Genomic DNA, 12,366 nt, shown 5'->3' on the forward strand with positions numbered 1-12,366 from the left:
TACTGTCGGCGAAGTGGAAAAACTGGCTTTCCGAATTTATGGAAGCCCCCTATAGAGGTCCGCGGCCAGCGTAATGCCGTAGCGGTTTCTGAAGGTGATCTTGCGGTGCTCGACCTTGTCGCTCTGAGCGAAGGTCTTGTCCCAGGTCGTTGCGAGCCTGAGGCCGGAATCGCCTGCTGCAGCGCTTCCGTCAGCAGTCGCGGCAGCAGAGACAGAACTTACCGCGGCAATCCCTACTGCAAGACCGGCAGCCAATGCTTTCTTCATGATGATTCCTTCTCGAAAGAGAGATCGTTTGCGAGCCGCGGCGCCATTGAATCGCCGGGCTCTTCCGTTTTGAGAAAGAAGTTTAAGGAACCCTCATGAAAATAGCTAATACTTATATTTTATATCTTGGTATGCTCGTTAAGCATAGTAATGAAGCCGTAATATTCAAGCCTTCCAGCCTGTAAGCAGAAGGCTCCAAAAATTCCATGAGATCAGCCTGTTCTGCCGCCCTGAGCGCCCTGAAGCACCCTCTCGCGGCCCTTTGAGGCATACCACGCGCCGCCCGCTTCATAACGAAGACGGCGCTTCTCGAGCGGAAGATCCTCTTCCGGCAACGGCCTTCCCTCGCGCCAAAGGGCCCCATCCACCCATGCCTCTTCGGCGACTCCAAAGAGAAGCGCATTGGGGAACTTAGGAAGCCCCTCCTTGACGCGCCGCAAAATCACCCAGGCGCTGCAGCCGGCTGGGAAAGGCAGCTCCCTCTCGCCGGGAAGAAATCCGAGGCCTGCATGAGAAAGCTTCTCCGGATCCTCGTGCATCGTCGTTGTGCCGAGTCTGAAGACGGTCTCCGCCATCCCGGCAGTGGGTGTTGCGAGGAGAAAGCGATCCGAGGCTTCCGCGAGCTCCCGGGTGCAGTGGTTGGAGCTGGCCGTGAAGAGCACCCGGTCGAGCCCCCAGGGCGCGCACCAGCCGCAGGGCATCACGTCGAACTTGCCCGCGGAGCCTGCACCGAAAAGCACGAGGCCCCCGTCGTTAAAGCATCGGAAGACATCGTTGAGCGGAATTTGAATGAGCGGCATGGAGCCTTTGCCTCTTTGAGCTGCAGATTGAATGCAATTGATTCTCGTTATTGACAGCGACTATAACACCGCCTCTTCAAAACCAAAAGCCCGCCGGCAGGCAGTCATCCATCTGAAAGAAGACTGTCGCCAGCGGGCTCGAATGCCTCAGAAGAAGCTCAGGAGATCAGAGCGACGCGCGGAGGATGGCGAGAATGCCTTCCTTGTCGAGCGGACGGAAGGCGCCTTCAAGCGGGAACCAGTGCTTGAGCACATGGTCGGCCATGGCTTCGAAGTGTTCGTCCGTCACATGGAGGTCGGAGAGCTTTGCGGGAAGACCGATCGACTTGAAGAAGTCAGCCGTCAGATCAATCGCCTTCTTCGCGGTCTCCATGGGGTCGGCCGCCGGATCAAGCCCCCAGACGCGCACGCCGTACTGAGCAAAGCGGGGAGCGGTCTCGGGCGTGAGGGTCCAGCGCATCCAGTGCGGGGTAATGATGGCGAGGCCCGCGCCGTGCGTGATGTCCGTGTAGGCCGAGATCTCATGCTCAATCCCGTGGCAGGGCCAGGCGGAGCCGGAACGGCCGATCGAGAGAATGCCGCAGCAGCCGAAGGAGCTCGCCATCATGAGCTGGGCTCTCGCCTCATAGTCGTCGGGATGGCGGATCGCTTCGGGCGCGTATTTGATCACGGTGCGCAGCATCGCCTCGCACATGCCGTCGGTGAGCTCGTTCCCTTCCTTCACGAAATACTGCTCGAACGTATGGGACATGATGTCCGCCGCGCCCGCTGCGGTGTGCCACGCCGGAACAGTGAAGGTATAGGTCGGATCCATGATGGACGCGACGGGGAAAAGGTTAGGCGCTGCGAGGAAGAGCTTCTCGTCCGTATCCGGGTTCGAGATGACGCCCGAATTGTCGTATTCGCTCCCGGTTGCGGCAAGCGTCAGCACGGCGTAGAAGGGAAGCGTGCGGCCGATCTTCGAGGAGTCGTACATGAGGTCCCATGCGTCGCCTTCATAGAAGGTTCCGGCCGAAATGCACTTCGTGCCGTCGATGACGCTTCCGCCGCCCACCGCCACGATAAAGTCGATCTTTTCGCGGCGGCAGAGTTCAATTGCTTTCCTGAGCGTCCCGATCTTCGGGTTGGGTTCGATGCCGCCGAACTCAAAAACAGTGAGCCCCGTAAGCTGCGCCTTCACGGCGTCAAGAAGGCCGCTCTTCACGACGCTCCCGCCGCCGTAAGTGATGAGAACGCGCTCGCCCTTCCCGGCGACAAGCTTTCCTAACTCATTGACGCGGCCCTTGCCGAAAACAATGTGGGTCGGGAGATAAAGATCAAAATCCTGCATTTTTATTGGGTCTCCAAAATCAATTCCTGTTGGAAGGAACTGACGGAAATTCTAGGGATAGAGGGATTACCCGAATATCCCGATTCTGCCCGTGAATTGCCTTATCTTCTCAAAATCCGGGAAAAGAAAACCGCCTGTTCTTCATCCTCTTGCCTGGGATGAAGAAGCAGGCGGCCGTCTCTTTCAAATTCAGACTGAAAGCTTCAAGGCGCTTCAGCGGGCTCCGAAAATCTTCTGCGTGCGGAAGAAGTTGAGCGCCGCAAGATGGAGATTCGTTTTGGCGTCGGCCATGGCTTCACCGAGCGTCGAAGGCTTCTGAAGGATGGGAAGAACGGCGGTGATGCCGAGCTCGTAGAGCGCCCCGAGATCCTTTTCGCCGAGCATATTGGCGCCCGTAAAGAGCACCACGGGCTTTCCGGCCGCACGACGGGCAATGCCTGCCGCAACCTTCCCGCCCTTTGTCTGCGTGTCGACGGCGCCCTCGCCCGTGATGATGAGATCCGCCGTCTTCGCCGCTTCCTCAAACTTCATGAGGTCAAGGAGCGCGTCGATGCCGGAAAGGAGCCGGCCGTTGAGGAAGGCCGCCACGCCTGCACCGGTGCCGCCCGCTGCGCCCGCACCCTTCAGGGTATTGAGCTTAGCCGCGCGCTTCTGGAAAAGGTCGGCAATGTTCTTAAGCCCGGCATCGAGAACCTTGACTTCGTCGGGCGTCGCGCCCTTCTGGGGCCCGAAGACGCAGGCCGCGCCCTGGGGTCCATAGAGGGGATTGTCGACGTCGCAGAGCGCTTCGATGCGCGGGGCATTTTTGCCGAAGAAGAAGCCGTTCAAGCGAATGCCCCGGACCATGGAAAGCGTTGCGCCCGTGGGAAGGAAGGGTCTGCCGGCTTCATCAAGGAACTGAGTCCCGAGGGCGGCCGCCATGCCGCAGCCGCAGTCCGTCGTGGCGCTCCCGCCGAGAGCGATCACGATGCGGCGGTGTCCGACATGGAGCGCCTCCGCGATGATCTGACCCACGCCGATCGTCGTGGTCTTCATGGGGCTGAAGCCGGGTAGACGGAGACCGAGCCCGGCGGCTTCGGCGAGCTCCACGACGGCCGTGTCGCCGATCGAAAGGTAGCGCGAACGCACGCGCTGCCCGCAGGGACCCATGACTTCAATCGGAAGGAATGCGCCGCCCGCGGCCTTCTGCACCATCTCGAGCGTCCCTTCCCCGCCGTCGGCGATGGGGAAGGACTCAATCTGCGCTTCGGGAAACACTTTCCTGGCGGCGCTCTCAATCTGCGCGGCTGCCTGGCTCGAGGTGAGCGAACCCTTGAAGCTGTCGGGAAGGATGAGAATTTTCACGGGGAAACCTTCGATATTGGGCAATTGAAAATGTCTTCCAGGGGAAATCGAAACGAAAGGACCGTCCGGCGCCCGGGAAGAGGATGAGCATGATAGCGCGGATCGGGTCCTGATCTTAAGAAGGCAGGAAAAGTCGCTCGAAACGCGTCATCCCATTCTGCGGCGCCGATGACGCTTCCCGGTCATGAAGATCCAGACCTGTATCGCTAGAATAAAGATTTTAAGAATTTCCTCTTCCGGAGTGCTCAAAATTGTCTTTTGAAGCTGCCGCCCTCTGGCTCAAAGACCGGGGCTTTGCGGACCGCATCAACCGCTTTTCCGGCTCGAGCGCCACTGTCGAGCTCGCCGCCCGCGAAATCGGAATCATCCCGGCGCGCATTGCCAAAACGATGGCGATTGCAGGGCCCGAAGGGCCCCTTCTCATCGTGGCGGCCGGAGACATGAAGCTTGACGGGCGCAAATTCAAGCGCCTCTTTCATGCGACGCCCCACTTTATTTCAAGGGACCTCGTCGAGTCGTTGGTCGGCCATGCGCCGGGAGGCGTCTGTCCGTTCGGCATCAAACCGGGCGTTCCCGTGTATCTCGATGAGTCGCTCAAAGCCTACGAAACCGTCTGGCCCGCCTGCGGCGACGAGGCGAGCGGCGTTGAGCTCGCTCCGGCGGAACTCGAAAAAGCCGTTGGCAAATGCGCGTGGATTGACGTCACAAAGCCCGCTGCACCGGTTCCTCCGTCAGACGCTCAATAAGCTCCCTTTCGATTCCATTCCAGAAGCATGTCCATCCGCACGCTGATAGAAAACTACCGCGAGCTCAGGCAGAGCCCCATCTGGCGGCTGCTTGCCGCCGATACGGGCCCGCAGTCGATTGCCATTCTGCAGACGCTCCTTTTTGACAACGAACGGGAGCTCCCTGCCTCCGTCTTCCTCGAGCGCCTCATTCACGCCTATGCCGAAGGCGCACAGGAAACGATCTCGCGCGATGAAGCGCGGGCGCTTGCGAGCCGCTGGGTGAAGGAAGGCTATCTCGTCTGCCGCCTTGCCGAAGGACGGAGCGAAGAGACCTACGAACTCACGAGCGCCGGGCAGGAAGCCATCCGCACGCTCTCGCGCTTTCAGACGAAGCGCACGGGCCCGACCGAGAGCCGGCTCGAGATGGTGACGCACGCGATCGAGCGCCTCGCCGCGGATTCAGACCGCTCCAAGGCCGGCCGCATCGCGCAGCTCAAGGCCGAAAAAGCGCGCATCGACGAGGAAATCGCCGCCATTGAAGCGGGGAGAAGCCCCTCCATTTCCGAGCAGGCGGCGCTCGACCGCGTGAGCGAGATCTTCGACCTCGTCTCCGAGCTCGAGGCCGACTTCCGGCGCGTGCGCGAGGAGTTCGAGAGACTCAACAGGGATCTGCGCGAACGGATCCTTAAATCCTCGGCCTCCCGCGGCTCGATTCTCGACCGCTTCTTTGCGGGCGTCGACGGGATTTCCGAGAGCGACGCCGGCCGCGCCTTCACGGCCTTCTACCGGCTCCTCATGGACAACCGGGCGTCGGCTGAGCTCGAGAGCGCCCTCACCCGCATCGCCCAGCGAGGGTTTTATAGAAAGCTCACGCGCGATGAGCGCCGGCGGCTCTCAACCCTTCAGCGCATGCTCCTTGACCGGGCGGGCCACACGCACGCCGTAATGACGCAGCTTGCCAAGTCGCTTCGCGACTTCGTGAGCTCGCGCGACTATGTGGAGGAGCGGCGCCTCACCACGCTCATCCGCGACGCCCGGCGCGCTGCGCTCGATCTCTCGAAGACCGTCGGCATCAAGGAAGGCTTCATGGAAGTAACGCTCTCCTCGGCCGTGATCCGCTCGATCGACCAGTATTCGCTCGACGACCCGGAAGAGACGCGGATGGAATCCGACATCGCCTTCGGCTCCGCGCCTGAGGTGGACGCATTTGCCATTTTCGAGCGCATCCTCGCCTCTGAAATCGACTACCCGCAGCTCATGCGCTCCGTTGAGTCCGTGCTCACGGCCCCCGGCGCCCCGGAGCGCGCGTCGATCGGCGACATCTACCGGTCGCTTGCCAATCAGCAGGCCCTCGGGTCCGTCGTCGGCCTTCTCTCCCTCGCAACCCGCTACGGCGAACCCGGAGGGCCCGGCATGCCGGCGCTGCGGTTTTCCGGCGGCAAAACGAAGAAGGACGCCCCGGAAGCCGACATGTCGGACCCGCAGTTCCGGGTGCCGCTTCAGCTCCCAGCCGTCGACGAGCCGCTCGTCTGGAAGGACCGTCTTCAGAACGAGCGCCATGCGCGGATTCCGCTCTATTGGTTTACGCTCGAGAGCGTCGAAAAAATGCGCGAATCCCACCGCTGGCGCTAGAGAAGACCGCAAGCACAGAATTTGAATACCGAACCGAGAAAGTCAAGTGACAGAAATGGATAAAGATCCCGCTGAGATGCCGGCCGCATCGCAGGAATCAACGGAACCCGCGGAACCTCAGGAAGGCGCCTTTGAGGGCGACACGGAAGCGGCCGAGCGCGAGCTTTACGCGGGCGACACCGGAACGCTCCCCGCGCTCACGCGCCAGGTGCTCGTGCACCTTCTGAAAGGCCCCTTCTTCGAGCGCTCCCGCAGCGAACGACTCTGGCAGGAACTCAAGGTCCGCGAGGAAATCATCCGCTCGCGGCTCTCAGACCTCTATCTCGATCTCCTCGTTGACGACGAGCTCGGCGTCGCCTTCTGCCGCAAGCCCGACCTCGGCGACCATGATGCGCCGTCGCTCCTCAACACCGTGCGCCTGAGGTTCCTCGATTCCGCGGTGCTCCTTGAACTGAGGGACCAGCTCATGCGTGCGCGCGCAAACGGCGAACGCGCCGTGGTCACCCGCGCCGACGTTGCCGAAATGCTCCGGCTTTTCGACCGGTCCGCGGGCACGAACGACCGCATCTTCCAGCAGCATTTCAAGGCGATCATCAAACGCCTCACGGAACGAAGGATTCTCCTTACGCTCAAGTCGGGCGACGCGATGGAAATTTCGCCCGTCCTGCCGCTCCTCTTCCCCACGGCGGCGATTGATGAACTCAGGAACGCCTATCTCAGGCGAATTCTCGAGGACGCCAAAACGCCTGAAGAAGCCGAAGAGATCATGAAGCGCTATGAACTGCTGAAGAGCGGAACGGGAGCAATCCCGGGAATTGCGCTCGAGGAATCCGCACTCGTCGGCGCCGGCGCCGATGAGGATGACTCCGACGCGGATGCGGACGAAAACGATGAAAGCGATGAGGAGACGATCTGATGCTTGAAAACACTATCGGCGGCCTCGTGCAGTGGAGGATCAAGCGTCTCCAGGTCTTCAACTGGGGCACGTTTTCCAACATCCACGACATCCCCATTTCGGAAAAGGGCTTCCTCTTCGTGGGCGCCTCGGGCTCGGGGAAATCGACGCTCCTCGACGCGATGATCACGCTCCTCTTCCCCAACCCCGCCTACAACGCCGCCGCCCGCGAGGGCGAGCAGAGGCGCGGCGACCGCAACCTCCTCACCTACATCCGCGGCGCCTGGTCGACCCAGGCAGAGCTCGAGGGCACGGGGTCGCCGCGTGCAAAAACGCAGTACCTGCGCCCGGGCGCGACCTTTTCGGCGGCCGCGCTCACGTTTTTCGACAGCGAAAGCCGCACGGGCGACACGACGCTGCTGCTGGTTGCCTGCATCCGGAAGAGCTCGAACGAGGAAGCCGCCGTCAACAAGCAGTTCTTCATCATCGACGGCAACTACAGCTTCAATGCGGACGACTTCACGGGCTTCGCCAAATCCCAGTTCGACTGGCGATGGCTCAAGGACCGGCTTCCGCCCTTCACGAGCTTTACGACCTTCAACGCTTACAGCGACGCCTTCTGCGACCGCTTCGGGATCCGCGACAAGACGGCCTTGAAGCTCCTCGCAAAGGCCCAGTCGGCAAAGAACCTCGGAGACCTCAACACGTTCCTGAGGAACTTTATGCTCGAGGAGCCGCGCACGTTCGCGATGGCCGAAAAGCTCACGACGGAGTTTCACGATCTTTCTGACGCCCATTCGGCCGTGGTCGAAGCGAGGGAGCAGCGGGACATTCTGCGTGAAGCGAAAAAGCTCTGGGACGAACGCGAGGAGCTGATCGGGAAAATTGCATTCCTCGAATCTGAAAAGAACGCCATTCAGTGGTGGCGTCCGATGACGGAAAAGCGCCTCGAGGAAGCTGAACTCCCGAAACTCCAGCGCGAGCTCGAGAAGGCAATGCGCACGCTGCAGATCGCCGTTCAGAAGGAAAACGAGGGGCAGACCAAAGCGGACGAACTCCGTACGCGCCTCAATGAATCGGGCGGCTTCTCGGTTCAACAGCTCGAAGCCCGCGTGAGGCAGCTCACAACCGAGTACGCGCGCGCCGAGGCGCACAAGAAATCGGCGCTTCGTCATGCCTCGACCCTTCAGAAGGATCTTCCCAAATCGAGCGACGCGTGGCTCAATTTCATCGACGCTCTTCACCTCTATCTTGAAGAGGAAGACCGGGCCGGCACGGCCCGCACCCGCGAGCGCGACGGCCTCGTCTCCGAAGAGCGCGACCGCTCGAAGGTCTTTCAGGATACGGTCCAGGAAATCAACTCGATGCGGGAGCGCCCGTCCAATATTCCGTCGAAGAACCTGGATCTGCGCGCCGAGCTCGCGGCCGACCTCAATGTTTCAGAAGAAGAGCTTCCCTTTGTGGGCGAACTACTTCAGGTGAAGCCCGATGAGTCCCGCTGGCAGGGTGCGATCGAGCGCGTGCTCCACAACTTCGCGCTCTCAATCCTCGTCGACGAAAAGCTCTACCCTGCCTTTACCGAGCTCCTTGAAACGAAGCGCCTGAGAGGCCGCATCGTCTACTACCGCGTTCGGAATCAGGCGAGAGACTTCGACGGCTTCTTCCGTCCGCGAAGCATCCCGTCGAAGCTTGACTTCAAGGAAGGACGCTGGGACGCGTGGTTGGCAGCCGAGTGCGCGCAGCGCTTTTCCTACCTCTGCGCGGAGAATCTCGACGAATTCCGCCGCGCCGACCAGGCCGTGACCCGCGCGGGTCAGGTAAAGCACAACGCAGAGCGCCATGAAAAGGACGACCGCATTGATGTCGACGACCGCCGCCGCTGGGTGACGGGCTTCTCGAATCAGGAAAAGCTCGCGCTTTTTGAAAAGGAAGCCCAGAGGCTCGGCGCTGAAATTACGGCGCTCCAGCAGAGAATCCGGAAAATCGAGACGGAGGCGAAAGCAGCTCAGCAGCGGATTTCCGCCGCCAATGCGCTTCTCAATACCGACTGGGACGAAATCGATGCCGAGAGCGCTGCAGAAAGACTTCAGGCGGCAAACGACGAGCTCGACGAATTCGTGAAGAAGACGCCCGATCTCGAGCGCCTCAAGGTGGAGCTTCGCGATGCGGAGACGCAGTTGGCGAAGCTCCGCGAGGCGCGAAGCGAAGCTTCTTCCGACGAAAAGACTGCCAGATCGAAAATCAAGGCGGCCGAAGAGCGCATTTCGGGGCATGCCGACGCGATCAGCCAGCTCGAAAGGATGGTGAAGGACGGGAATGCGAAGACGCCGGGGAAGGAAGAACTCGACTCGATCGACCGCCGCGCCACCGACAACGGAAAAATCGAACTGACGCTCAGGAACCTCAACGCCCGCGATTCGAAGGTGAAGGACCAGATCGCCGACGACCAGCTCGAATGCACGAACCGGAAGACTGCAGCCGAAGGCGGCGTCACGTCGCGCTTTGACAATTTCCTCTTCAGGTGGCCGAAGGAAAAGGAATCGCTCGATTCGAAGATTGAATTCGCACCCGACTTCTTCAAAAAGCTCGACCGCATTGAAACGGACGGACTCCCGCGCCATGAGAAGCGCTTCCGCGAACTTCTTGAAACGCAGTCGCTCCAGCACTTTGCCGACCTCAACCTCGAGATGCGCCAGGCCCGTCAGGACATTCTCCAGCGCATGGAGACCGTGAACGAATCGCTCGCCGCTGCGCCCTTCTCGCGTTTGGCCGAAGGCGACTCGCACCTGAGAATCGAGGTGAAGGACCTGAAGATCAAGGAAGTCGAGGACTTCCGCCATCAGGTGGGCGAACTCATTCAGGGCGCCTGGGAAGGCGAGCTCACGGACGACGACGCCGAAAAGCGCTACAAGCTCATTTCGGAGCTCGTAAGGAAGCTCGATCCCGCGCAGACGACTGAAAAGCCGGCCGAACTCTGGCGTCTCACCGTGCTCGACGTCCGCCGTCACGTCGCCTTCACGGCGAGCGAATTGAACGACGAAGGCGAAATCCTTGAAACCTACTTCTCCGGGTCCGGCAAGTCGGGCGGTCAGCGCCAGAAGCTTACGACCACGTGCCTTGCTGCGGCGCTTCGCTATCAGTTGGGAAGCATCGACAACGGCCTCCCCGCCTTTGCGCCGGTCATTCTCGACGAAGCCTTCGACAAGGCCGACAGCGAGTTCACCGACATTTCGATGAACATCTTCAACCGCTTCGGCTTCCAGATGATCGTGGCGACGCCTGAGAAGTCCGTCGTGACGCTCGAACCCTACATCGGCGGCGCCTTCTACGTCGTCATGGAGGACCGCAGGAACTCGAGCGGCCTGTCGGTAAGCTACGACGACAAGACCGGAAGGCTTGACTTCAAAAATGCCGCGCCCGTCGTTCCGCAGCAGAATGAAGTGAAGACAACGGCCCCAAAGGCGCTCAGGGCTGCCCCGAAGGCGGCTTCGTCAGAGAAGAAGGAAGAAGCGAAGCCTGAGCCTTTGCCAGGTCTCTTCTGACCGCTTTCCTTCCCTTGAACCTCCGGCAAGCCCTCTGAAGGCTCCCTGCCGGAGGTTCTCAATTCATTCCGGATGATCAATCGCCATGTCAATCAAGACGCCCGAGGAAATGGATGACGCATTGAGACGAGCCTTCTCACGCTCTTTTCCGGAGTGGCTCGTCGATGACGCGAGCTTCGGGCTTCTCAGTCCGACGCTCAGGAGCGCGCTCGTCGAAAAGTCACTCGGACGAATGAATGAAAAGGAAGGCGCAGTCAATCTCACGAAGACGAAGGCGCTCATTCAATCCTGGAAGCGAATTGAAGCCCGGCACGGCTGGAGCGTCGGCTGGAAGAAGGCGCAGTGGCGTCAGCTAGGCATTGCGGTTGACCTTCCCTCGTGGGTGGAAGTCCGTGAAGCCGCCGATCTCTGCGATGCATTGAATCCTGACGGCATTGACGGCGAGGCCTGGAAAGCAGCGGTCCATCGCGTGAGAGCCATTGCAATGGAGTTCGGAATTCCCTTCAGGACTTTTGATACGGACGATGAAATTCAAAAGGAAAGCGGCCGCCCTCTTCTTCGCCTCATCCGCATTCTCCGGAATGCCAATGCGCTTTGGCTGAAGGATTTCAATGAGAATGAATTGAAGCGCTTCACGCTGCTTCTCAAATGGCTCCTATCGCATCCGGATTCAGGACTCTTCATTCGCGAAATTCCGGTTGAAGGCGTCGATACCAAATGGTTTGAAAAGCATCAGGCACTCATTGCCGGCGTCTGGCAATTGATTAAAGAACTTGACGGAAAAGAACCGCTCAATGAGAGCGTTGATTTCCTCTCGGCACTCGGATTGAGGCGAAAGCCCCTCTTCGTGCGCGTGCGGCATGCATCCTTCTGGACTGGAGGCAACCCCAATGATGTCGTTCAGCTGACGCTTGATCGACTGGCGGCCTCTGCCCCGCTGAAGAAAACGGTCGTCATCATTGAAAATGAACAGACGGGGCTTTCGCTTGATATTCCGCCCAACATTCCGATATTGATCGGAATGGGATACGGCGTCTCGGCACTCGATCAAGCAGAATGGCTTGTGGATTGCCGGATACTTTATTTCGGAGACCTTGATACCCACGGCCTGGCAATCCTTTCCGATCTGAGAAAGATTTATTCCCAGACGGAGAGCGTCATGATGGATATGGAGACATTCATGAAATATCGCCATCTGGCCGTGTCTGAGCCAAGTCAGGTGAAAAGAATGCCTGAATGTCTGACGGAAGGAGAACTCAGGCTGCTGGAAATGTTGTGCGAGACGAAAGGAAGGCTGGAGCAGGAGAGAATTCCAATTGCAGACATCAATAGAGAATTCAGCAGTCTTCTGATATCAGCCAATACAAAATGAATGAATCACCCTGCCGAGAATATTCCCTATGAAATGAGCAGGATTATCTAACGTTCCAGCCATCAGCACATAATTCCCCGTGAAATCTAAGCCAATTCTTCAATAGCAGATAAAGACACTATTAGAAAAACACCAATTCGTTCGCAGCCTTTCATTTAACGATGTTTTTAAACGACAGAAAAGACAATCGTATAAATGAAAAGCATTAAGAACAATTAATGTCGTTTGATCCTTTAGTGAGAAACGTACAAAACAATCAGCAGCTTCCCTATCATAAGCGCAACATATAAACCATTGATTTATATGGTGTATATCAAAAAACTCGCTACTTATTCATCTAAATTGGTCTACCGGCGTACGTATGTAGCCTGATTTTCAGCTTTATTGCTATATAGGTGTAAGACAGCATTTCATACGTATTTTTGATATAATTAGCGTACGTATGAATCTTCCTGT

General features: G+C 59.0%; 9 protein-coding genes. 5 read left to right on the plus strand and 4 right to left on the minus strand.

Features of this window, described 5'->3' with window-relative positions; all coding sequences use genetic code 11:
• Positions 1-36 precede the first annotated feature (36 nt).
• The 4 genes from Q0106_RS11500 to Q0106_RS11515 all read right to left on the minus strand — a co-directional run bounded on the left by Q0106_RS11500 (position 37) and on the right by Q0106_RS11515 (position 3,741).
• Positions 37-267, minus strand: coding sequence for a hypothetical protein (locus Q0106_RS11500; protein WP_366139506.1), 231 nt, complete (start codon positions 265-267; stop codon positions 37-39).
• Between the two features lie 212 nt (positions 268-479).
• Positions 480-1,067: a hypothetical protein gene (locus Q0106_RS11505; RefSeq protein ID WP_297613130.1), complete on the minus strand. Its 588-nt coding sequence runs from the start codon at positions 1,065-1,067 to the stop codon at positions 480-482.
• A 166-nt stretch (positions 1,068-1,233) separates the two neighbouring features.
• Positions 1,234-2,397: an iron-containing alcohol dehydrogenase gene (locus tag Q0106_RS11510; protein WP_297613132.1), complete on the minus strand. Its 1,164-nt coding sequence runs from the start codon at positions 2,395-2,397 to the stop codon at positions 1,234-1,236.
• Positions 2,398-2,610: 213 nt separating this feature from the next.
• Complete coding sequence (locus tag Q0106_RS11515; protein WP_297613135.1) at positions 2,611-3,741, minus strand: glycerate kinase; 1,131 nt, start codon at positions 3,739-3,741, stop codon at positions 2,611-2,613.
• A gap of 251 nt (positions 3,742-3,992) precedes the next feature.
• Between Q0106_RS11515 and Q0106_RS11520 the strand changes: the two genes are divergently transcribed.
• The 5 genes from Q0106_RS11520 to Q0106_RS11540 all read left to right on the plus strand — a co-directional run bounded on the left by Q0106_RS11520 (position 3,993) and on the right by Q0106_RS11540 (position 11,910).
• The gene (locus Q0106_RS11520; protein ID WP_297613137.1) at positions 3,993-4,487 is read left to right on the plus strand and encodes a YbaK/EbsC family protein; all 495 of its coding nucleotides are present in this window, start codon (positions 3,993-3,995) and stop codon (positions 4,485-4,487) included.
• Between the two features lie 27 nt (positions 4,488-4,514).
• Complete coding sequence (locus tag Q0106_RS11525) at positions 4,515-6,101, plus strand: DUF3375 domain-containing protein (protein WP_297613140.1); 1,587 nt, start codon at positions 4,515-4,517, stop codon at positions 6,099-6,101.
• A gap of 55 nt (positions 6,102-6,156) precedes the next feature.
• Positions 6,157-7,017, plus strand: coding sequence for a DUF4194 domain-containing protein (locus tag Q0106_RS11530; protein WP_297613143.1), 861 nt, complete (start codon positions 6,157-6,159; stop codon positions 7,015-7,017).
• Complete coding sequence (locus tag Q0106_RS11535; RefSeq protein ID WP_297613146.1) at positions 7,017-10,538, plus strand: ATP-binding protein; 3,522 nt, start codon at positions 7,017-7,019, stop codon at positions 10,536-10,538. The genes Q0106_RS11530 and Q0106_RS11535 overlap by 1 nt, the downstream gene beginning before the upstream one ends.
• 232 nt (positions 10,539-10,770) lie before the next feature.
• A complete protein-coding gene (locus tag Q0106_RS11540; RefSeq protein WP_297613148.1) occupies positions 10,771-11,910 on the plus strand; it encodes a Wadjet anti-phage system protein JetD domain-containing protein in 1,140 nt (379 codons plus the stop codon).
• Positions 11,911-12,366 lie beyond the last annotated feature (456 nt).

The sequence above is a fragment of the uncultured Sutterella sp. genome (genome assembly GCF_937923675.1).
Lineage (GTDB): Bacteria > Pseudomonadota > Gammaproteobacteria > Burkholderiales > Burkholderiaceae_F > Sutterella.

What these genes read in the sequence shown, in the direction of transcription:
- Q0106_RS11500 (WP_366139506.1), bottom strand. Translation starts at nt 267, where the DNA reads ATGAAGAAAGCATTGGCTGCCGGTCTTGCAGTAGGGATTGCCGCGGTA.
- Q0106_RS11505 (WP_297613130.1), bottom strand. Translation starts at nt 1,067, where the DNA reads ATGCCGCTCATTCAAATTCCGCTCAACGATGTCTTCCGATGCTTTAAC.
- Q0106_RS11510 (WP_297613132.1), bottom strand. Translation starts at nt 2,397, where the DNA reads ATGCAGGATTTTGATCTTTATCTCCCGACCCACATTGTTTTCGGCAAG.
- Q0106_RS11525 (WP_297613140.1), top strand. Translation starts at nt 4,515, where the DNA reads ATGTCCATCCGCACGCTGATAGAAAACTACCGCGAGCTCAGGCAGAGC.
- Q0106_RS11530 (WP_297613143.1), top strand. Translation starts at nt 6,157, where the DNA reads ATGGATAAAGATCCCGCTGAGATGCCGGCCGCATCGCAGGAATCAACG.
- Q0106_RS11535 (WP_297613146.1), top strand. Translation starts at nt 7,017, where the DNA reads ATGCTTGAAAACACTATCGGCGGCCTCGTGCAGTGGAGGATCAAGCGT.
- Q0106_RS11540 (WP_297613148.1), top strand. Translation starts at nt 10,771, where the DNA reads ATGAATGAAAAGGAAGGCGCAGTCAATCTCACGAAGACGAAGGCGCTC.